The following is a 20454-nucleotide window of genomic DNA, read 5'->3' as shown; positions in this document are numbered from 1 at the left end:
CCCCATGGATTCCAGCCATATGGGCAATGACCTGGACCACGTCCTGTTTACCGAGGAACAGATCCACGCGCGGCTCGACGAGCTCGGCGCCGAGATCTGGCGCGACTACCACGACAAGGACGTGCTGCTGGTGGGCGTGCTCAAGGGCGCGATCCTGGTGATGGCCGACTTGATGCGGGCGCTGCCCGGCTCGGTGCCGATGGACTGGATGGCGGTGTCGTCATACGGCTCGGGGACGAAGTCGAGCGGCGTCGTGCGCATCCTGAAAGACCTCGATACCGACATCAGCGGCCGCCACGTGCTGATCGTCGAGGACATCATCGACTCCGGGCTGACGCTCAACTGGATCCGCAGCAACCTGCTCTCCCGCGAGCCGGCGTCGCTGGAGATCTGCACGTTGCTGCGCAAACCCGACGCCGCGAAGGTGGAGATCGACTGCAAGTACGTCGGCTTCGAGATCCCGAACGAATTCGTCGTCGGCTACGGCCTGGACTACGACGAGCAATACCGCAACCTGCGCGACATCGGCACGCTCGCCGAACACGTCTATTCCTGACGCGAGCAGGTCGCACGTGACCAAGCCGACAGTCCGGATGGAACACCGCCGCCGCTCCGGTCGTTGATCCAGCCGGGACACCCCAGGAAATCGCTGATCTCCCGCGGTGTACGGTCAATTGGTCTGTCGTCGGGCTAGGCCCAACTGTGAGCAGGAGGATCGGGGCACGCCCCGCAGCTACATGAACTTCAAGCGCGTTCTTCGCAGCCCTGGACTTTGGGTTCTCCTCGTCGTCCTGATCGGCGTGCTCTGGCTCACCGTCGGAAACGTCGGCGGATACCAGAGTGTCGGCACCTCCCAGGCGGAGAAGCTCATCTCCAGCAAGGTGGTGGAGTCGGCGACGCTGACTCCCGACTCGGTCAAGCTGACCCTTAAGACCCCGCAGACGGTCGGTGATAAGAAAGATCTGACCAAGGTCGAGGCCAACTATGTCGACCCGCGCGGTGACCAGCTGGTCGACCTGCTGAGCAAGTACCCGCCGTCACATGGCTTCACCGACGACCCCCAGAAGCAGAGCGTCTGGCTGTCGATCCTGATCAGCATGGCGCCGTTCATCCTCTTCTTGCTGCTCTTCTGGTTCCTGATGAGCCAGGTGCAAGGCGGCGGCTCGCGGGTCATGCAGTTCGGCAAGTCCCGCGCGAAGCTGGCCAGCAAGGACATGCCCAAGGTCACCTTCGCGGACGTCGCCGGTGCCGACGAAGCGGTCGAGGAACTCCACGAGATCAAGGAGTTCCTGCAGTCGCCGAAGAAATTCCTCGACGTGGGCGCCAAGATCCCCAAGGGTGTGCTGCTCTACGGCCCGCCCGGCACCGGCAAGACACTGCTGGCGCGCGCCGTCGCCGGTGAGGCCGGCGTGCCGTTCTACTCCATCTCCGGCTCGGACTTCGTCGAGATGTTCGTCGGTGTCGGCGCCAGCCGGGTCCGCGACCTCTTCGAGCAGGCCAAGGCCAACGCGCCGGCGATCATCTTCGTGGACGAGATCGACGCCGTCGGTCGCCACCGCGGCGCCGGCCTCGGCGGCGGTCACGACGAGCGCGAGCAGACCCTCAACCAGTTGCTGGTCGAGATGGACGGCTTCGACGTCAAGACCAACGTCATCCTGATCGCCGCGACCAACCGTCCCGACATCCTCGACCCGGCGCTGCTGCGCCCCGGCCGGTTCGACCGGCAGATTGCCGTCGAGGCGCCCGACATGGCCGGACGTCACCACATTCTGCAGGTGCACGCCAAGGGCAAGCCGATGGCGAGCGACATCGACCTGCTGCAGGTGGCGCGTCGCACCCCCGGCTTCTCCGGCGCCGACCTGGCCAACGTGCTCAACGAGGCCGCACTGCTCACCGCGCGCTCCAACGCCCAGGTCATCGACAACCGTGCGCTCGACGAGGCGATCGACCGCGTCATGGCCGGCCCGCAGAAGCGCACCCGCGTCATGAGCGCCAAGGAGCGCAAGATCACCGCATACCACGAAGGCGGCCACGCCCTCGTCGCCGCGGCGCTCAACCACACCGACCCGGTCAGCAAGATCACCATCCTGCCGCGCGGCCGCGCCCTCGGCTACACGATGGTGCTGCCGGTGGACGACAAGTATTCGACCACCCGCAACGAGCTGCTCGACCAGCTCGCCTACGCGCTCGGTGGCCGCGTCGCTGAGGAGATCGTCTTCCACGACCCGAGCACCGGCGCCGCGAACGACATCGAGAAGGCCACCGGCCTCGCCCGCAAGATGGTCACGCAGTTCGGCATGAGCGAGCGAGTCGGCGCGATCAAGCTCGGTTCGGGCAACTCCGAAGTGTTCCTCGGCCGCGACATGGGCCACGAGCGCGACTACTCCGAGGAACTCGCCGGGGTCGTCGATGAAGAAGTGCGCCGGCTGATCGAGGCCGCACACGACGAGGCGTGGTACGCCCTCAACGACAACCGCGACATCCTGGACAACCTGGTCCTGGAGCTGCTCGAGAAGGAAACGCTCGACGTGCACCAGCTGGCCGAGGTCTTCAAGGATGTGCACAAGCGCCCGCAACGCAAGATCTGGCTGTCCAGCGACCGCCGCAACGTGAGCGACCGGCCGCCGGTGCTCACCCCGGCCGAGCGCAAGGCGCTCGCCAACGGCGTAGACCTGGGGAAGCAGGAGGCCCGCCAGCGGGCTGACGTGCACCCGCCCGAGGCAGTCATCGAGGTCCCGGACGGCGGCTATGTCGACCCGACCGACAGTTGATCTGGAACGAGCAGCGACCGCAGTCCGCGAGCTGCTGCTCGCCCTCGGCGAGGACCCTGACCGGGAAGGCCTGCGTGACACCCCCGCCCGGGTGGCGCGTGCGTATGCCGAGACGTTCGCCGGCATGTGGCAGACGCCCGAGGACGCACTTAGTCGCACCTTCGACGTTGACCACTCCGAGCTGGTCATCGTCCGCGACATCGAGGTCTACTCCACCTGCGAGCACCACCTGGTGCCGTTCCACGGCGTCGCACACGTCGGCTACATCCCGGCGCCCGACGGCCGGGTCACCGGATTGTCCAAGATCGCCCGGCTGGTCGACGTCTTCGCCAAGCGCCCGCAGGTCCAGGAGCGACTGACCACCCAGATCGCCGACGCGCTCGTCGATCACTTGCATGCACGGGGTGTGCTCGTCGTCGTGGAGTGCGAGCATCTGTGTATGTCGATGCGTGGCGTCCGCAAACCCGGTGCACTCACCATCACCTCCGCCGTCCGGGGGCAGCTCACCAATGCGGCCACCCGGGCGGAGGCGATGAGCCTGATCAACGCGCAAAGCCGGCGCTGATGACCGCGGCCGCATCCACCGTGTTGCCGCACCGCCCCGCCGATCGCCCGCTGGTCATGGGTGTGGTCAACGTGACCCCCGACTCGTTCTCCGACGGCGGGCTGTTCTTCGATGCGAGTGCTGCCGTCGCCCACGGGCACGAGTTGCTCGCGCAGGGCGCGGACATCATCGACATCGGTGGCGAGTCCACCCGGCCCGGCGCGCAGCGCCCCAGCGTCGAGGAAGAGTTGCGCCGCGTCATACCCGTCGTGGAGGGGCTGGCCGGCACCGGCGCCTGGATCTCGATCGACACCATGCGCTCGGAGGTCGCACGCGAGGCGGTCGCGGCCGGTGCGCGGATCATCAACGACGTCAGCGGCGGTCTCGCCGACCCGCGGATGGCGGACACGGCCGCGCAAACCGGGGCCGGGTTCGTGGTGATGCACTGGCGCGGTCACAGCCACGACATGCAGACGCGCGCCGTCTATGACGACGTGACCGCTGAGGTATGCCGGGAGCTCGCCGACCAGGTCGGCGCCGCGATGGATGCCGGTGTCTTGCGCGAGCAGATCGTGATTGACCCGGGGCTCGGCTTCGCCAAGACCGCCGAGCAGAACTGGGTGCTGTTGCGGCACCTGTCGGCGCTGCAGGACATGCAGCTGCCGGTGCTGGTCGGCGCGTCCCGCAAGTCATTCCTGTCGCGCGTGGGCAGCAGAGAGGGGCAGGCGGTGGCCGCCGAGCAGCGTGACTTCGCGACCGCCGCGGTCTCGGTGGTGCTCGCCCAGGCGCAGGTCTGGGCGATCCGGGTGCACGAGGTGCGCTCGACGTTCGCGGCGTGCGACGTGGTGAAGCACCTGCGGGGTGACTCGTGACCGACCGCATCTGCCTCACCCGGCTCGCCGTCACGACGCCGCACGGCGTGCTGGCACACGAAAAGCTTGAGCCGCAAAGGTTTTTCGTCGACATCACGATCGAGTGCGATGTCTCCCGAGCCGGGTCGAGTGACGACCTCGGTCACACGATCAGCTACGCCGAGATCGCCCAGGACGCCGAGCGGATCATGACCCAGCCGCCGGTCGACCTGATCGAGCACCTCGCCGAACAGGTTGCCGCGTCGGTGCTGCAGCGTGTCGCGGCGGAGGCCGTGGAGGTCACCGTGCACAAGCCGGACGCACCGGCCGGGGTGGCGTTCGCCGATTTCGGCCTCGCGGGCCCGTCGGTGTCGGTGCGCCGCGAGCAGCATCGGCCCGTCGTCATCGCGCTCGGCGCCAACCTGGGTCACCGGGTGCGCACCCTGGAGTCGGCGATGCGCGCACTCGGCCGCGTCGGCGGACTCGACCTGCTGGAGGTGAGCGGGCTCTTCGAGACCGCACCGGTCGGCGGACCCGCCCAGCCCGACTACCTCAACGCGGTCGCGGTCGGCACTACCCGGCTGGCGCCGTGGACGCTACTCGACCGGCTGCACGAGATCGAGGCCGGTCGCGGCCGCACCCGGGAGATTCGCTGGGGTGCAAGGACATTGGACCTCGACCTGATCCAGGTGGGTGACCCGGCGGCGGGTGACGACCTGCGCTTCCACACCGACGAGCTGACCCTGCCGCACCCGCGCGCCGCCGAGCGGGCCTTCGTGCTGCAACCGTGGCTGGACGCCGATCCGCAGGCACAACTGCGGGTCGGGCGACTGGTGGTGCCGGTGGCCGAGTTGCTGCGCGCCGCAGACACCACCGGCATACGGGTCGGCCCGCAGTGGAGGCCCCTGTGAGCGAGTCGGGAGTCACCTGGCGGCACGCGGCCGGTGTCGCAGTCGTGGTGGTGCTCGTCTGCTACGCCGTGCTGCGCTGGACGACCGCGCACGGTCACGCGCTGCCGAAGATGTCGTGGTTCATCCTGGTCACGCTCATCCTGCTCTCGGTCGCGGTGCTCGCGGCCGGCTGGGAGGTGCGCGCCTACCTGCACGGCCAGTCGACCCGGCCGCCCTCACCGCAGCGGGCCCGCCGCGCAGTGGTGGCCGCGCAGGCGTGGGTGCTCGCCGGCGCGGTCTTCGCGGGCTGGTTCGCGGCATACGCGCTGATCGAGCTCGGCCGGCTGGACGCCGCGGGCGCCACCGGCAAGATGGTGCAAGCGGCGGTGCTCTGCGCCGGCTCGGTCGGCGCCGTCGTCACCGGACTGGTCGTCCAGGACTGGTGCCGCATCCCCAAGGACCAGGACGATGACGACGACTCGCCCGGTGGTCCGCTGCGCGCCTGACCGCCCGTGCGCTTGACTGTAGACGTGACCGACCCCCTGCTGCACCTGCCACACGTCCCGGACGGAATGACGGCCACGGTGCCCGACACCCCGGATGTTCCGGACGTCATTGCGCTGCTCGCCGCGCACCAAGAGGCTGCCCACGGGTCCAGCTCTGTCGACCCCGCGATGGTCGCGTCGAACGTCGCGGGCATCGGCTCGTGGACCCGGCGTCAGGTGCTGATCCGGGACGAGCAGGGCGACGCGGTCGCCTGGGCGCTCGTGCATGATCGTGCCGCCGGCCGCACCGTCATCGAGATCTCCGCCCTGCCGTCGGTCACCGACCGGCTCGCCGGCGCGCTCTTCGACTGGGCAGAGGGCGTCGCCCGCTCGATCATGAGGGCGCGGGGGCTGACCCGGACCCAGCTCGACTCCGGGGCGTATGCCGACGACGGTCGCCAGCAGCGCTGGCTCGCGGCTGCCGGCTTCCACAAGGCACGCACCTGGCTGCAGATGAGCCGGCCGGTCACGAATATGGACGCGTCACTGCCCGGTCCACGCGAGGGGGTGAGCGTGCGCCGGATCGCGCTGCACGACGACGGCACGCCCGTCGCCTCGGACCTGCAGGCGGTGCACCTGGTGCTCGAGGAGTCGTTCGCCGATCACTACAACTCCTACCGGGAGAGCTTCCCGGAGTTCGTCCAGCGGCTGCGCGAGGACCCCGGACACCGCTGGGATCGCTGGTGGCTGGCCGAGGTGTCGGCCGAAGGGGCCTGGCTGCCCGGTGGCGCCGTCGTCGGCACGGTGCTCCCGCCGGACGAGTCCGGCGGGCCGGGCAGCTACATCGACTACATCGGCGTCCACCGTCGCTCGCGGGGTCGAGGCGTCGCGAAAGCGTTGCTGCATACCGTGATCCGCGACGCGCTCGACTCCGGCAGCAATCGTGTCGGGCTGGAGGTGGACGCCGATTCACCGACCGGTGCCGACGGGCTCTACACCTCGATGGGGTGGGTCACGTCATACCGGACGGAGAGCTGGCACCGCGATCTCGCGTGACGCGTCAGGCGTCGTGGGTGAGGCCGAACTGCGCGCCCGAAGAGTCGCGCACCACCGCGACGCGTCGGCTGCCGCCGACCGCCTTCGGCTCGTCCACGACGGATCCGCCTGCTTCGGTGATGGTCTCCATCGCCGCCTCCAGGTCGTCGACGTGCAGATACGCGACTACCGCTTCGCTGCCCGGGACGAGGCCGATGTGCTGGCCGTCCACGTCGAAGCCGACGTAGTAGTCGGAGTCGGCGCTCGGTTGCACGCCGAGCAGCTGGACGTAGAGCGCGCGTGAGGCGGCGAGGTCGTGGGTCGGCAGGAGGATGGTCTGGAAGTTGCCCATGGTGGATGTGCCTTTCGGATCGGTTGTATCACTAGGGTGACGAGCGAGCCGACGCAAGTGTGACCGCTGCGCATCCGCCCGGATGTGGTGAACTGTCTCGATGGACGACCAGACCGCCGCGTTCGAAGCGGAGCGGCCCCGCCTGACCCGGATTGGCGAGCGCGTGCTCGGTGATCACGCCGAGGCACAGGACGTTGTGCAGAACGCCTGGATCCGGTTGGCGGCCAACGAAACTCCCATCGACAACTTGTCCGGCTGGCTGACCACGGTGACCACACGCCTGTGCCTGGACCGCCTGCGCAGCAAGCTGCCGGTGCCGGATGAGGACATCGAGACAGATGACACGGCGCCAGATCCTGCGGACGGAGTGCTGCTCGCCGACAGTGTCGGTGACGCCCTGCAGGTGGTGCTCGACCGCCTCGGACCGGCCGAACGGGTGGCGTTCGTGCTGCACGACAGCTTCGCAGTTGATTTCCCGACCATCGCAGGCATCCTTGGCGTCACTCCGGTGTCGGCCCGCAAGCTTGCCTCGCGGGCGCGGGGGAAGCTGAAAATCGTTCTAGCCGAACCTGGTTCGGCTGGTATGGCGGAGCGGGCCGCCGTCGTCGACGCGTTCCTGTACGCAGCCAAGGGCGGTGACCTGCAGGCCCTGCTCGGTCTGCTCGCGCCGGATGTCGTGGTCGAGGGTGCGGACGCTGCGGCAGTCGCGCTCGGCACCCAGCGGCTGGTCGGACGCGACGAGGTTGTCAGCCTCGTGAACGGCGGGATGAAGACGGCGTTCCCGGTCTTCGTCGGGGACCGGCCCGGGCTCGCCTGGCTGCATCGCGGCGAATATCGCGTTGCCTTCGACTTCACCATCGAGGGCGGGATCGTGCAGCGCATCGATCTCCGGGCGGATCCCGCGGTGCTGGCAGCGGTCTGCAAGAGATAGGTTATGTACCCTTGTGGGTACGTAACTTATTGGGTATATTCAAGCCATGGACGCGGTGCTGCAAGCGTTGGCAGATCCGAGCCGACGCACCGTGCTGGAGATCCTGCGCGAACACCCGGCAACCGCCGGCGAACTCGCCGACGCGTTGCCCATTGCCCGGCCAGGAGTCTCCCGCCATCTGCGGGTGCTGCGCGAGGCGGGATTGGTCGACGTCCGCCAGGACGCCCAGCGCCGGATCTACAGTCTGCGGCCGGAAGCGCTTGTGCCGGTTGACGATTGGCTGCAGGACTACCGCGCCCTGTGGCAGAACAGGCTCGATGCGCTGCACACCGAGATAGCCCGAGGGAAGAAGAGGTGCCCATGAAAACCATTGCGACAACTCGCCCGCTCGACGCGACGCACGGTGCAGTCCGCGTCGAGGACGTCTATGACACCGACATCGAAGACCTGTGGGACGCCTGCACGAACCCGGAGCGACTGGCGCGCTGGATCGCGAAGGTCTCCGGTGAGCTGCGCGAAGGCGGGACGGTGCACACCACGTTCACCAGCACCTGGAGTGCGCCGGTGCGGATCGACGTCTGCGAGGCGCCGCACCACCTGGTGCTGACCTCGGAGCCGGGGACACCGGAGGAAGGTCGATTGGAGGCGTGGCTGACCGCGGAGGGGCCACGGACTCGGCTGACCATCGAGGACACCGGCATTCCAGTGGAGGAGTTGCACTTTCACGGTGCCGGCTGGCAGGTGCACCTGGAGGACCTCGGGCGATCCCTCGCATCCGGCGGACTCGTCCACCCGGACGGCTGGTCGGACCAGCAGGCTTCACCGCAATGGCACGCGCGGTGGCAGGAGCTCATTCCGGCATACCAGAGTGCCGACGCCTGAGGGTCGTTCAGCTGGCCGGAGGCGCGGCAGGCACGGTGGACTCCTCGCACTGACCGAGGTCCACTGGCCAGGCCGATCGATCCGGCGACTGGGCGACTTCGAGCAGTCGCACGATGTCGACGGGCCAGACGGGCTCCGCAGGGTCGACCGACTCGAGTTCCGCCCGGGTCCACCAGTGATGCTCGCTCATCGTCGCCTGTTCCTCGACAGTGTGCCCCGCGGTGCTGACGTCGAACGCCGGCACGGTGACCAGCCAGAAGACGTCGTGCTGCGTGGTCACCTGATCGCTGTACCCGTGCACGACCGTACGGCGGCCGACCGGACCGACGAGTTCGGCTGCCGTCACCTCGAGGCCGGTTTCCTCCCGGAGTTCGCGCAGCGCAGCCGTGACGTCGGACTCGCCCGAGCCGACGCCTCCTCCCGGGGTGATCCACCAGTGCGGCACCGGCGTAAGGCCTAGATCGCTGTCCCGGAAAAGCAGCAGCCGCTCCTGGTCGTCCATCAGCAGGACGCGCATCGCTCGCCGAATCCGGCGGGGTCGTGCGGCCGGATCTGCTGGGACGTCAACGTGATACGCGGGCATGGTGTCACCGTAACGGAAACCCCTCGGCGCGCAATTGCCGCCGAATCTCGCACGTCCCCCGCGCGCTCGCGGTTGGATGGTGACATCCGTTCCACCAACAGCGAGGTGTCCCATGTCCGACCAGCTCCCCGTCCTCGATCCTGCGAAAACCGCGGTAGTTTTGATCGAGTATCAGAACGACTTCACCAGTGAAGGCGGCGTGCTGCATGGTGCGGTCGCGGAGGTAATGGATGCCACCGGCATACTGGCCAACACCGCGCAGGTCGTAGACGCCGCGCGCGCTGCCGGCGTGACCGTCATGCACGCGCCGATCACGTTCGCGCCGGGGTATGGCGAGATCAGTCGCCACCCCTACGGCATTCTCAAGGGCGTCGTGGACGGCAATGCCTTCGTCAAGGGCACCTGGGGCGCGCAGATCGTCGACGAGCTCGCTCCGCAGGAGGGCGACATCGTCGTCGAGGGGAAGCGCGGGCTGGACACCTTCGCCAGCACAAACCTCGATTTCATGTTGCGCAGCAAGGGAATCGAGACGATCATCCTGGGCGGTTTCCTGACCAACTGCTGCGTCGAGTCGACCATGCGCAGCGGCTATGAGAACGGCTACCAGGTGATCACCCTGACCGACGCCGTCGCCGCGACGTCGGCCGCCGAGCACGAGAACGCCATCACCTACGACTACCCGATGTTCTCCACCCCGCTGACCAGTGCCGACGTGGTGCGAGCGCTGGAGTCCGCCGGCTCGTAGTCACTTCGTAGCGAAGCAGGCTACGATCGATATATGGCCACGACGATTCCGGCGCGAGAACTGCGCAACAACTACGCCCAGATCATCAAGCGGGTTCGTGCCGGGGAGCGCATTACCGTGGCGACCGACGGGGTGCCGGCGATCGACCTCGTGCCGCATGTCCCGAGGGTGACCCCACCGCGCTTCCGGCCGGCGGACCAGCTGCCGGTGTGGTCGCCGCTTGGCGATCAGGCATCCATGGCGTGGCTGGCCGATGTGCGCGAATTGGACCAGCAGTTCGACCAGACCGTCACGGACCCGTGGGAGCGCGGGTGACACCTGTCGCATTGGGGGTGCTCGATACCTCGGTCGTGATAGACCCTCCGGTGGACGTGTCGCGATACGCCCGGTTGGTCGGCGTTGCTGCCATCACGATGGGGGAGCTCGCCTATGGCCTGCACGTGGCTGACACGATCGAGTTGGCGGTGAGGGAAGGGCGCTACCGCGCCATCCTCGCCACCTACGATCCGATTCCGTATGACGCCGAGGCTGCCCACTGGTTCGGTGCTATTGCCGCGGCGGTGCGACAACGTGGACGAAACCCGCGCTCCCGCGTCGCCGATCTGTTGATCGCCGCGACCGCCAAGGCTTCCGGTGCCGCTGTTCTCACCCGGAACCCCGCTGATTTCAAGGGAATCGATGCGATCGTGGAGGTCATCGACGTTCACTGACGGGGCTCACATCGCGCAGCCCTCTGCGGCGCGGGCGAGTCGCCGTGCCCGGGTGCTGGCGGTCAGGGAGTCGACCGTCAGCAATACCAGCGCAATCCACACGATCGCGAAGCCGATCCAGCGTGCTGTGGGCATGTGCTCACCGAGCAGAAGGACACCGCAGAGCAGTTGCAGGATCGGCGTGATGAACTGCAGCATGCCGATCGTGACCAGCGGCAACCGGCTGGCCGCCGCGGCAAAGAGCAGCAGCGGCACCGCGGTGACGATGCCGGCGCTGAGCAGCAGTGCGAAGTGGCCGGGACCGTGTGAGGTGAAGGTGGCGTGGCCCGTCATACCGACGACGAACAGCATGATGATTGCGATCGGGGTGAGGGCGGCGCTCTCGGCCGTCAGGCTCTCGATGGCGGTGAGTGACCCGCCGATGCGGTTCTTCATCAGCCCGTAGCTGGCGAACGACAGCGCCAGGATGACCGAGATCCACGGCGGCCGGCCGTAGTCGACTGCCAGGTAGATGCACGCCAGCGCACCAACGCCGACGGCAACCCATTGCAGCGTCCGCAGCCGCTCGCGCAGCACCACGACGCCGAGAGCGACGGTGACCAGCGGGTTCAGAAAGTAGCCGAGTGCCGCCTCGACCGTGTGCCCGGAGACCACCGCCTGGATGTAGACGCCCCAGTTGACCGCGATCAGCAGACCGGCGAGTGTGGTCATGGCCAGTCGCCGCCGGTTCGCGAACATTCGCCGCAGGAAACCGAGGTTGCGCGTGACCGCGAGCGCCACCAGGCAGACGGCCAGGGTCCAGACGATGCGGTGCGCCAGCACCTCCCACGCACCGGCCGGTTTCAGCGCGTCGAAGTAGAGCGGGAACGCACCCCACAGGAAGTACGCGAGCAACCCGTATGCAGCACCGTTGCCCCGCATCGGGGGTGCGGTCGGTGCGGGCGGCTTCGCGATGCTGTCGTCCATCGGCTCTCAATCTAGGGCCCGGCGTGCAGCGCCGTCGGCCGGTCTTGCCCTCTGATCGAAAGGACCCGAAACCGATCGAGGGGACCCGAAAATGGGACCGGATTTCGGGTCCTCTCGATGCGCTTGGGGTCCTCTCGATCGAGGAGGCAGTTCAGCCCGTCACGGACCAGGTGTCGCCGCCGTGCAGCAGCGCGAGCAGCTCGTCGTCGGTGGCCGGGCCGTCCGGTGAGGCCGCCGCGACCTGGGCGCGCACACCGTCGTCATACGTCGGCCGGGCGACGTTGCGGAAGATGCCCATCGGGACGGTGGTCATGTCGGGGCCGTCGAAGCGGGACATCGCGAACGCGGCCGCCGGGTTCGGTGCGGACGCGTCGTGTACGACGACCCGTGCCGGGTCGGCTCCGGGTTCGGGGACCAGCTCCAACTCGCCGGCGTCAGTGCGGATGACGACGCGCGCGTCATCGCCCTCGCCGGCTCGCACCGGCTCACCGTCGACCAGCCGCAGCACCCGGGCGACGCTCTCCTGCGCATCCTTGAGCACGTCGAACGCGCCGTCGTTGAAGATCGGGCAGTTCTGGTAGATCTCCACGAGCGCGGACCCCCGGTGCTGGGCAGCGGCGCGCAGCACGTCCGTGAGGTGCTTGCGGTCCGAATCGATCGTGCGTGCAACGAAACTCGCTTCAGCGCCGAGTGCGAGCGAGATCGGGTTGAACGGCTGGTCGACCGACCCGAACGGCGTCGACTTGGTGACGGCGCCGACTTCCGACGTCGGGGAGTACTGCCCCTTGGTGAGCCCGTAGATCTTGTTGTTGAAGAGCAGGATCTTGAGGTTCACGTTGCGCCGCAGCGCGTGGATGAGGTGGTTGCCACCGATCGAGAGCGCGTCACCGTCGCCGGTGACGACCCACACCGACAGGTCGGGCCGGCTCGTCGCGAGACCGGTCGCGATCGCCGGCGCCCGCCCGTGGATCGAGTGCATCCCGTAGGTGTCCAGGTAGTACGGGAAACGGCTGGAGCAGCCGATGCCGGAGATGAAGACGATGTTCTCCCGGCGCAGGCCGAGCTCCGGCAGGAAGCTCTGCACGGCGTTCAGGATGATGTAGTCGCCGCACCCGGGACACCACCGCACCTCCTGGTCGGACGTGAAGTCGCGCTTGGTCTGCTGCTCGCCGTGGGCGAGCAGCGGGACTCCGGCGATGCCGGATGTCGGCATACCCAGATCGATGGTGCTCACGCTGTTCCCTCCTGGTCTCCGACGAGTCCGTCGAGCTTGTCGAGGTGCTCGTCGATGGCGGTGGCGATTTCGACTGCGGTGAAAGGCAGTCCGCGCACTGCGGTGTGGCTTCGTATGTCGACCAGATACTTCCCGCGCAACAGCAGGGCGAGTTGCCCGAGGTTCATCTCCGGCAGCAGCACCCGGTCGTAGGACCGCAGCACGTCGCCGAGGTTGGCGGGCAGCGGCGCGAGGTTGCGCAGGTGGGCGCGGGCGACCCTCGCGCCGGTGGCGCGGGCGAGCCGCACCCCGGCTGCGATCGGGCCGTATGTCGAACCCCAGCCCAGCACAAGCAGTTTCGCGTCTCCGGACGGGTCGTCGACAGCGAGGTCGGGCACGACGATGCCGTCGATCTTCGCCTGCCGGGTGCGCACCATGTGGTCGTGGTTGGCCGGGTCGTAGCTGATCTCACCGGTGCCGTCGGCCTTCTCGATGCCGCCCACCCGATGCTCCAGCCCGGGCGTGCCCGGCACCGCCCATGCGCGGGCCAGGGTTTCCGCGTCGCGGACGTAGGGGTGGAAGACGGGGTTGCCCTTGGCGTCCGTCGCGTTCGGCTCGCTGGCGAACTCCACTGACAGGTCGGGCAATTCATCGATCGAGGCCGGCAGTCGCCACGGCTGCGAACCGTTGGCGAGGTATCCGTCGGTGAGCAGGATGACCGGTGTGCGATAGGTCGTCGCAATGCGCACCGCGTCGACCGCGGCTTCGAAACAGTCGGCCGGCGAGTTTGCCGCGATGACTGCGACCGGTGACTCGCCGTTGCGGCCGAACATCGCTTGCAGCAGATCGGCCTGCTCGGTCTTGGTCGGCAGCCCGGTGGACGGGCCGCCGCGTTGCACGTCGATGACGACCAGTGGGAGTTCGAGTGCGACTGCGAGACCAATGGTTTCGGATTTCAGCGCGAGACCGGGACCGCTGGTGGTGGTGACGCCGATCGCGCCGCCGAAGGATGCGCCGAGCGCCGAGCCGACCGCCGCGATCTCGTCCTCCGCCTGGATGGTCGTGACGCCGAAGTGCTTGAGCCGCGACAGGTTGTGCAGCAGATCGGAGGCAGGCGTGATCGGGTAGCTGCCGAGCACGAGTGGAAGTTTCGCCCGGTGCGCGGCGGTCGCCAAACCGTATGCCGTGGCGACGTTTCCGGTGATGTTGCGATAGGTGCCCGGCTCCATCGGCGCAGGCGCCACGGCATACTGCACCGAGAATGCTTCGGTGGTTTCGCCATACGCATGACCGGCGCGAAGCGCCGTCAGGTTGGCCTCCAGGATGTCGGGCTGTTTCGCGAACTTGGTGCGCAGGAAGGCGTACGTGCCGTCGAGGGGTCGCGTGTACATCCAGGAGAGCAGGCCGAGCGTGAACATGTTCTTCGCGCGTTCCTTGTCCTTGCGGCCGAGATCGAAGTCGGCGAGCGCCTCGACGGTGATCGAGGTCAGCGGCACCGCATGCACCTGCCACGCCTCCAGCGAGTCGTCATCGAGCGGGCTGGTGGGGTAGCCGACCTTCGACAGATTGCGCTTGGTGAACTCGTCGCTGTTGACGATGATCGTCGAGCCGCGCGGCAGGTCGCCGAGGTTGGCTTTGAGCGCCGCCGGGTTCATCGCGACGAGCACATCGGGAGCATCGCCGGGCGTCAGCGCGCTGTGGTCGGCGAAGTGCAGCTGAAAGCTGGACACGCCGGGCAGCGTGCCCTGGGGCGCGCGGATCTCGGCGGGGAAGTTGGGTAGCGTCGACAGGTCGATGCCGAGCACTGCCGAGTCACTGGTGAAGCGGTCGCCGGTCAGCTGCATGCCGTCGCCGGAGTCTCCCGCGAAGCGCACGACGACGCTGTTGATCTGCTTCAGGTTGCTCACTGCTTCTCCCGCATTCGGTTCCTCGCGACAAATCTACGCGGGGGGATGGCAGTCATTGAATCGGGGGTGAGTGTCGATAACTATCAGTTATATATGTAGTGCACTCGAAGTTTGGGTCCAGATCCTGGTCTCGCGTTATCCGAGGTCGTCGAGGCGCTTACGCCAGTAGCCGGGGCGACGCTTCTCGTGCGCGTAGGCGACCACGATTACCTCGTTGTCGCGAACGAAGTAGATGATCCCGTATGGGAACGTCTCCACACTCTTGCGTCGGATGACCGGAACTCGCCGGCGTCCGGAATAGAGCGGAGCGGCATCTGGCCAGGACTGGATGAAGGAAACCTCGGCTCTTGCCGTAGCAAGCAGCCGGTCGCCAAGGCCGGTGTCCCGGTCGTCGTACCAGATTGCGGCATCGCGTAATTCGGCACGGGCAGCGGGATGATCGCGCCAGGGCAGGGGCGTCACGTGTCGTGCCGGCGGGCGGCTAGCTCGGCACGAATCATCCGGAAGGTCTCTTCGCCGTCGACCAGTTCGACCTTGCCGGACAGGATGTCGTCGACGCGGCGATCGATCTCCTCCTCCCAGGCGTCATCGATCGCGGCCTGCTCATCGTCCTCGACGTGTTGTAGCGCCAGGGCGGCAATCTCGCGCTCGTCGGCGTCGAGAGCTTTGCCGGCAGCGATTACTTCAGCCAGTTCTCGAGTCATGCCTTTCAGGGTACGGCGAGCCTCCGACAAGCGGCAGTTGTCGTGACGACCGGCTCAGCTCTTGTCATATGCAGCTGGACTGCATATTCTGGTCAGATGAGCACGAAACGCACGATGCACGAGGTCAGCTTCCTCATCCTGACTGCGTTGGCCGGTGGCACCCAGCACGGCTACGGCATCATCGCGGACGTCGAGGAGGTCTCCGGCGGGCGCGTCCGGCTCAAGGCGGGCACGCTCTACGCCGCGCTGGACCGGCTGGTCGGTGAGGGCCTCATCGAGCCGGATCGAGAGGAAGTGGTGGCGGGGCGGCTGCGCCGCTATTACGCAATCACCGGCGGCGGGCGCGAGCGCCTGGCGACGGAAGCGGAGCGGTTGCGCGCCAATTCGCGTGCTGCGCTACGACGGCTACGACCGGAGATGGGGACGTCATGAAGTCCGAAGGTTCGCTGGAACGCCGCTATCGCCGGTTGCCGAAGTGCTACCCCGCATCCTACCGGGCCGACCACGAAGAGGAGATGATCAGCGTGTTGATCGACGGAGCAGCATCCGGCCAGGAACATCCCAAACCGGCGGAGAGTGCGGACCTCGTGCGGCACGGACTGGGCGAGCGACTGGCTCGTCTCGGCGACCAGATCCCTGGTCCGTGGGAGCGCAAGCATGCGAAGGCGATGTTCCCGATCCGCCTCGGCATCGCGCTCTGGCTCTGTGTGCTCAGCGGCTTGCTGATCGGCTACCACCTTCAGTGGTGGCTCGTGCTGATCGTGCCCGCCATCGTGGCCCACATCTACCTCGCCTACCAATTGCGGCCCGGCGTCTGGCGGCCGAAGGCCTGACGCTCGGCGCGCGCGACGGATATCGTGCCTGGATGAGCATTGGACACGTCGTGGTGGGCTCCGGCCCCGTCCATCTGATCGCCCTGCATGGATGGTTCGGATCGGCCGAGGGCTGGGGTGAACTGCCGCAGCGCCTCGCCCGCAACCGCTACACCGTCGCATTCCTGGACTATCGCGGATATGGCAGTCGTCAGGATGAGACGGGCGATTACACGCTCGCCGAGATCAGCGCGGACACCCGCGCGCTCGCGGACGAACTCGGCTGGGATAGCTACGCACTGATCGGTCACTCGATGGGCGGCTCGGCGATGATGCGCACCCTCGCCGACGCGCCCGAGCGGGTCACCGGGCTGATCGGCGTGTCGCCGGTGCCACCGACCGGCCTGCCGTTCGACGACGACTCGTGGGCCCTCTTCGACGGCGCCGCCGAGAGCGACGAGAACCGCGCGGCGATCATCGGTTTCACGACCGGCAACGTGCAGCCGGACGCGTGGGTGCAGCAGATGGTGCGCTTCTCGGTTGCCAACTCGCGGCGGGACGCGTTCGGGGCCCACCTGACTTCCTGGGCCACGACCGACTTCCATGAGGAGGTGCCCGCGGTCGAGGTGCCGTTGCGGCTCATCGCCGGGGCGCGAGACCCGGCACTCGGTCCGCAGACGTGCGAGGCGACCTGGCTGCAGCTCTACCCCGGAGCCCGGTTGGACGTCATCGAGGACGCGGGGCACTACGCGATGTACGAGTCGCCGGACGCGTTCATGGGCGCTCTCGGTCACGACCTCGACGAACTCCCCTGAGCCGTATGCCGGTGGCGTCCACGGCAGTCCTGCACGACCCTGACACCTACACCCGGGGTGTGCCGTTCGAGCTGATCGAAGAGCTGCGTGCGCGTGGCCCGGTGCACTGGGTGGACGAGCCCGAACTCCCTGGGTTGCCAGCGGGTTCCGGCTATCACCTGGTGATCGATCATGCACTGGTCACCGAAATCGTGCGCGATCCGGCGACCTACTCGTCCGCGCTCGGCGGCACCCAGATCCGGGACCCGGCGACGCCGCAGGATCTGAACTATGTGCGCCGGATGCTGCTCAACATGGATCCGCCCGAGCACACGCGGCTGCGGAAGATGATCGCCGCGTCGTTCACGCCGAGGGCAGTGCGGGGGCTGGAGGACCGGATCGCCGGCCACGCGAAGGACATCGTCGACCGGATGCTGTCCGGGCCGGACGAATGCGACTTTGCCAAGGACGTCGCCGCCGACCTGCCGTTGCTGACGCTGGCGGACATCCTCGGGGTGCCTGCCGAGGACCGGGGGCTGATGTTCGACTGGTCCAATCGGGTCATCGGTTTCCTCGACCCCGACTACGCGAGTTCGGCGAGTTTCAATGCGGCCCAGGGCACTTCGATCGCCCGGGAGGCAGTCGCCCTGCGGCCGGCCCCGGACGCTTCCGGCCGGATGCCGGACCCGCGCGGACGCGAGGGTATGCCGGACCTCTACCGCTACGCACACCTGCTCGGCGACGCCAAGCGTGCCGACCCCGGTGACGACGTCATGTCGATCCTGCTGGCGCAGCGGGAGGAGGACGGCGGGCAACTGTCGGTCGAGGAGTTCGAGAACATGTTCTGGCTCTTCGCCGTCGCGGGCAACGAGACGCTGCGCAACGGTCTGCCGGGGGCGATGATTGCGCTCTTGTCGAACCCGGACGCGATGCATGCGCTGCGCGCGGACCCGTCACTGATTCCGACGGCGGTCGATGAGCTGCTGCGCTGGTGGACGCCGGTGATGACCTTCCGCCGGACCGCGACCCGGGACGTGACGCTGGGCGGCACGAGCGTGCGTGCCGGAGACAAGGTGGTCGTGTCCTACCTGGCAGCCAACCGCGACCCCGCGGTGTTCGACTGGCCGGGCGCGTTGCTCATCGACCGGAAACCCAACAATCACCGGGTGTTCGGCCACGGCCCGCACGTGTGCATCGGCGCGCATTTCGCCAGGGTGCAGATGGCGGATCTCTTCCGCGAGGTGCTCGGCCGGACGCACGACATACAGCTCGCCGGCGAGCCGGCGCTGCTGCGCTCGAACTTCCAGCGCGGCGTCAAGCGCCTGCCGATCCGCTGGGCAGCGTGAGCAGATGCTGATCTGGATCAATGGCGCCTTCGGCTCCGGCAAGACGCAGACGGCGCACGAGCTGCAGCGGCGCGTTGCCGACGCACACGTGGCTGATCCCGAGTTGCTCGGTTACGCCATCCGCAAGATGCTACCCGCGCCGGCGCGCGGTGACTTTCAGGACCCTCCGCAGTGGCGGGCCGCGGTGGTGGACACCCTCGAGCAGGCGGAGGCCGCCGCGAGCGGGCCGGTGCTGGTGCCGATGACCATCGTGCGCGACGACTACTTCGACGAGATCGTCGGCGGGCTCCGTGACCGCGGGGTCGATGTCCGACACTACACACTCGCCGCCACGCCGGAGACGCTGAAAAGACGCCTGAGATCACGGGTTTCGTCGCTCGGCGGCTGGCTGGTCGGCAGCAACGAGACGTGGGCGATCCAGCAGATTCCGCGGTGCGTCGCGGCGCTGGCGCAGGATCGCTACGCAACCCATGTGCCGACCGACGGCCTGTCGACCGACCAGGTCGTGGAGCGGATCGCGCGAGATGCGGGGCTGCAGCTGACCCGGCCACGGCTCGGCCGGGCGCGCTATCAGGCCCGGCGGGTCGCAGTCGGCATACGCCATATCCGGCTGTGACGCGGCGTCATGCATCACCGAGCGCGTCCCGCGCCTCGTACTGGTATGGAAGACAATCAAGCCATGACTGCCGAGGTCACGACCTACCGCTACCTCCGGTCCGCCCTGCTGGCATTGCTGCTCGCGCTGATCGTCTCGGTGGCGATCGAGACCGTACGCGGCGGCTGGCAGACGTCCCTCAGCGCCTACTACTACACGCCGGCAGGTCCGGTCTTCATCGCCGTCCTGGCCAGCGTGGGCGTGTGCCTCGTCGCACTGCACGGCTATACCGACGCGGAGAACGTCTGCCTCAAGCTCGCCGGCGTGAGCGCTCCGATGGTCGCGTTCGTGCCGACCCCGGAGCGAGCTCACGCTCCCGACGTGGATGCGATCACCAACAACGCGGCCACCTTCCTGACCGTGCTGGGCGTCGGATACCTCGTGGTGCTCGGGTTCGTATGGCGGCGGCTGCGTCGGCATGAGCGCGTATCTGTTTGGAGCGCAATAGGTTTGGCGTCAGTCGCGTTCGCCTGGCTGGTCGGTGTGGTGTGGCTGGCGACGGACCGGACCTCGTTCGCAGGTCATGCGCACGCGCTCGCGGCGACGTTCACCTTCGTGCCGTTCGCCGGGGTGGTCGCGCTCAACACCGACTGGGGTGTGCGGGTGATCGCCCGGCAGCCGGGGAACAGCCGGACGCGTTTCGACCGGGCATATTGGGTGGTCCTGATCGGGATGATCGCCGGCGCCGTGGTGATGATCGCCATGCAGAGCGTCTGGTCCTATTGGCTGCTGGTCCTGGAGATCGTGCTGCTCCTCCTCTTTGCCGCGTTCTGGGTCCTGCAGACGATCGATCTGATGGACCCGCGACGCGACGCAGCGGTCAGCGTGCCGGACCGATCAGCGCGTGATGATCGACCTTGAGGCAGCGGTCCATCACGACCGTCAGGCCGGCGGAAGTTGCTGTGGCTGCGGCGGTTTCGTCATACAGGCCGAGCTGGAACCACAAGGCGCCCGCGCCCCCACTGATCGCGTCGGCGGTCACTGAGGCGAGCTCGGCGGGGCGCCGGAAGACGTCGACGATGTCGGGGCGGCCGGGCAGCGCGGCCAGGTCGGGGTAGACCGGCCCGCCGAAGAGCTCGGTGAGACCCGGGTTGACCAGCCACACGTCGTAGCCGGTGCGTTCCACGAGGTATGCCGCCACCCCGTGGCTGGGTCGGGCCGGGTTGCCGGAGACGCCGACGACCGCGATCGTCCGGGAGGTCTGCAACAGGTCACGCAACTCGTCGGTGGTGGGTGGCGTCCAGCCGGGTGTGTCGGTCATGCCCACACAGTAGGCGC

The 20454-nt window shown here is 67.8% G+C and carries 27 protein-coding genes; 19 read left to right on the top strand and 8 right to left on the bottom strand.

All coding sequences use genetic code 11. The features are described from left to right. The first annotated feature begins 4 nt into the window (after nt 1–4). From hpt to EFY87_RS11115, 7 genes are all read left to right on the top strand, one after another. A complete protein-coding gene (gene hpt / locus EFY87_RS11145; protein ID WP_123271545.1) occupies nt 5–556 on the top strand; it encodes a hypoxanthine phosphoribosyltransferase in 552 nt (183 codons plus the stop codon). A 181-nt stretch (nt 557–737) separates the two neighbouring features. Beyond that, nucleotides 738–2771, top strand: coding sequence for an ATP-dependent zinc metalloprotease FtsH (ftsH, locus tag EFY87_RS11140; protein WP_123271544.1), 2034 nt, complete (start codon nt 738–740; stop codon nt 2769–2771). Next, on the top strand, nt 2749–3336 hold the full coding sequence (folE, locus tag EFY87_RS11135; RefSeq protein ID WP_123271543.1) for a GTP cyclohydrolase I FolE: 588 nt from the start codon (nt 2749–2751) through the stop codon (nt 3334–3336). Before ftsH ends, folE begins: the two co-directional genes overlap by 23 nt. Beyond that, nucleotides 3336–4187, top strand: a complete 852-nt coding sequence (folP, locus tag EFY87_RS11130; protein ID WP_123271542.1) for a dihydropteroate synthase — start codon at nt 3336–3338, stop codon at nt 4185–4187. The genes folE and folP overlap by 1 nt, the downstream gene beginning before the upstream one ends. Further along, the gene (gene folK / locus EFY87_RS11125) at nt 4184–5077 is read left to right on the top strand and encodes a 2-amino-4-hydroxy-6-hydroxymethyldihydropteridine diphosphokinase (protein WP_123271541.1); all 894 of its coding nucleotides are present in this window, start codon (nt 4184–4186) and stop codon (nt 5075–5077) included. The genes folP and folK overlap by 4 nt, the downstream gene beginning before the upstream one ends. Further along, complete coding sequence (locus tag EFY87_RS11120; protein ID WP_158607594.1) at nt 5074–5562, top strand: DUF3180 domain-containing protein; 489 nt, start codon at nt 5074–5076, stop codon at nt 5560–5562. The genes folK and EFY87_RS11120 overlap by 4 nt, the downstream gene beginning before the upstream one ends. Before the next feature lie 24 nt (nt 5563–5586). Next, on the top strand, nt 5587–6597 hold the full coding sequence (locus tag EFY87_RS11115; protein ID WP_245988592.1) for a GNAT family N-acetyltransferase: 1011 nt from the start codon (nt 5587–5589) through the stop codon (nt 6595–6597). Between the two features lie 4 nt (nt 6598–6601). On the opposite strand, the gene EFY87_RS11110 is transcribed toward EFY87_RS11115, so the two are convergent. Beyond that, complete coding sequence (locus tag EFY87_RS11110) at nt 6602–6928, bottom strand: VOC family protein (RefSeq protein WP_123271539.1); 327 nt, start codon at nt 6926–6928, stop codon at nt 6602–6604. A gap of 100 nt (nt 6929–7028) precedes the next feature. Between EFY87_RS11110 and EFY87_RS11105 the strand changes: the two genes are divergently transcribed. The 3 genes from EFY87_RS11105 to EFY87_RS11095 are packed head-to-tail and all read left to right on the top strand — an operon-like array spanning nt 7029 to nt 8741. After that, nucleotides 7029–7859: a sigma-70 family RNA polymerase sigma factor gene (locus tag EFY87_RS11105; RefSeq protein ID WP_123271538.1), complete on the top strand. Its 831-nt coding sequence runs from the start codon at nt 7029–7031 to the stop codon at nt 7857–7859. 46 nt (nt 7860–7905) lie between these two features. Continuing rightward, nucleotides 7906–8223, top strand: coding sequence for an ArsR/SmtB family transcription factor (locus tag EFY87_RS11100; RefSeq protein WP_123271537.1), 318 nt, complete (start codon nt 7906–7908; stop codon nt 8221–8223). Further along, on the top strand, nt 8220–8741 hold the full coding sequence (locus EFY87_RS11095) for an SRPBCC family protein (RefSeq protein WP_123271585.1): 522 nt from the start codon (nt 8220–8222) through the stop codon (nt 8739–8741). The genes EFY87_RS11100 and EFY87_RS11095 overlap by 4 nt, the downstream gene beginning before the upstream one ends. A gap of 7 nt (nt 8742–8748) precedes the next feature. Here EFY87_RS11095 and EFY87_RS11090 read toward each other — a convergent pair whose 3' ends face one another. Then, a complete protein-coding gene (locus EFY87_RS11090; protein ID WP_245988590.1) occupies nt 8749–9324 on the bottom strand; it encodes an NUDIX hydrolase in 576 nt (191 codons plus the stop codon). A 112-nt stretch (nt 9325–9436) separates the two neighbouring features. Between EFY87_RS11090 and EFY87_RS11085 the strand changes: the two genes are divergently transcribed. From EFY87_RS11085 to EFY87_RS11075, 3 genes are read left to right on the top strand one after another with little or no spacing between them, the layout of a single operon-like run. Continuing rightward, complete coding sequence (locus EFY87_RS11085; protein WP_123271535.1) at nt 9437–10069, top strand: cysteine hydrolase family protein; 633 nt, start codon at nt 9437–9439, stop codon at nt 10067–10069. Between the two features lie 33 nt (nt 10070–10102). Beyond that, the gene (locus EFY87_RS11080; RefSeq protein ID WP_123271534.1) at nt 10103–10384 is read left to right on the top strand and encodes a type II toxin-antitoxin system Phd/YefM family antitoxin; all 282 of its coding nucleotides are present in this window, start codon (nt 10103–10105) and stop codon (nt 10382–10384) included. Continuing rightward, nucleotides 10381–10779 carry a PIN domain-containing protein gene (locus EFY87_RS11075; protein ID WP_158607593.1) on the top strand — a complete coding sequence of 133 codons (399 nt, stop codon included), beginning with the start codon at nt 10381–10383 and terminating at the stop codon, nt 10777–10779. The genes EFY87_RS11080 and EFY87_RS11075 overlap by 4 nt, the downstream gene beginning before the upstream one ends. 6 nt (nt 10780–10785) lie before the next feature. Here EFY87_RS11075 and rarD read toward each other — a convergent pair whose 3' ends face one another. The 5 genes from rarD to EFY87_RS11050 form a co-directional block, all read right to left on the bottom strand. Continuing rightward, nucleotides 10786–11745, bottom strand: coding sequence for an EamA family transporter RarD (gene rarD, locus EFY87_RS11070; RefSeq protein ID WP_342769119.1), 960 nt, complete (start codon nt 11743–11745; stop codon nt 10786–10788). Between the two features lie 151 nt (nt 11746–11896). Beyond that, nucleotides 11897–12958 carry a 2-oxoacid:ferredoxin oxidoreductase subunit beta gene (locus EFY87_RS11065; protein ID WP_181445477.1) on the bottom strand — a complete coding sequence of 354 codons (1062 nt, stop codon included), beginning with the start codon at nt 12956–12958 and terminating at the stop codon, nt 11897–11899. 17 nt (nt 12959–12975) lie between these two features. Continuing rightward, entirely contained in the window at nt 12976–14865 is a 1890-nt protein-coding gene (locus EFY87_RS11060) for a 2-oxoacid:acceptor oxidoreductase subunit alpha (RefSeq protein ID WP_245988589.1), read from the bottom strand. Between the two features lie 135 nt (nt 14866–15000). After that, on the bottom strand, nt 15001–15327 hold the full coding sequence (locus EFY87_RS11055; protein ID WP_123271531.1) for a type II toxin-antitoxin system RelE/ParE family toxin: 327 nt from the start codon (nt 15325–15327) through the stop codon (nt 15001–15003). Beyond that, complete coding sequence (locus EFY87_RS11050; protein WP_123271530.1) at nt 15324–15569, bottom strand: addiction module protein; 246 nt, start codon at nt 15567–15569, stop codon at nt 15324–15326. Before EFY87_RS11050 ends, EFY87_RS11055 begins: the two co-directional genes overlap by 4 nt. Nucleotides 15570–15665: 96 nt before the next feature. Between EFY87_RS11050 and EFY87_RS11045 the strand changes: the two genes are divergently transcribed. From EFY87_RS11045 to EFY87_RS11020, 6 genes are all read left to right on the top strand, one after another. After that, a complete protein-coding gene (locus EFY87_RS11045) occupies nt 15666–16001 on the top strand; it encodes a PadR family transcriptional regulator (RefSeq protein ID WP_220093600.1) in 336 nt (111 codons plus the stop codon). Further along, nucleotides 15998–16402: a hypothetical protein gene (locus EFY87_RS11040; protein ID WP_123271529.1), complete on the top strand. Its 405-nt coding sequence runs from the start codon at nt 15998–16000 to the stop codon at nt 16400–16402. The genes EFY87_RS11045 and EFY87_RS11040 overlap by 4 nt, the downstream gene beginning before the upstream one ends. Before the next feature lie 32 nt (nt 16403–16434). Next, the gene (locus tag EFY87_RS11035) at nt 16435–17196 is read left to right on the top strand and encodes an alpha/beta fold hydrolase (RefSeq protein WP_123271528.1); all 762 of its coding nucleotides are present in this window, start codon (nt 16435–16437) and stop codon (nt 17194–17196) included. 5 nt (nt 17197–17201) lie between these two features. Beyond that, nucleotides 17202–18521, top strand: a complete 1320-nt coding sequence (locus EFY87_RS11030; protein WP_123271527.1) for a cytochrome P450 — start codon at nt 17202–17204, stop codon at nt 18519–18521. A gap of 4 nt (nt 18522–18525) precedes the next feature. Further along, nucleotides 18526–19137 carry an AAA family ATPase gene (locus tag EFY87_RS11025; RefSeq protein WP_123271526.1) on the top strand — a complete coding sequence of 204 codons (612 nt, stop codon included), beginning with the start codon at nt 18526–18528 and terminating at the stop codon, nt 19135–19137. A 63-nt stretch (nt 19138–19200) separates the two neighbouring features. Further along, nucleotides 19201–20037, top strand: coding sequence for a hypothetical protein (locus EFY87_RS11020; RefSeq protein ID WP_123271581.1), 837 nt, complete (start codon nt 19201–19203; stop codon nt 20035–20037). Here the strand turns inward: EFY87_RS11020 and EFY87_RS11015 are convergent. Next, nucleotides 19997–20437: a CoA-binding protein gene (locus tag EFY87_RS11015; RefSeq protein ID WP_123271525.1), complete on the bottom strand. Its 441-nt coding sequence runs from the start codon at nt 20435–20437 to the stop codon at nt 19997–19999. The genes EFY87_RS11020 and EFY87_RS11015 overlap by 41 nt on opposite strands. Nucleotides 20438–20454 lie beyond the last annotated feature (17 nt).

This window comes from Flexivirga caeni (genome assembly GCF_003724155.1).
GTDB lineage: Bacteria > Actinomycetota > Actinomycetes > Actinomycetales > Dermatophilaceae > Flexivirga > Flexivirga caeni.
This window is presented reverse-complemented; position numbering and strand designations above follow the sequence as displayed.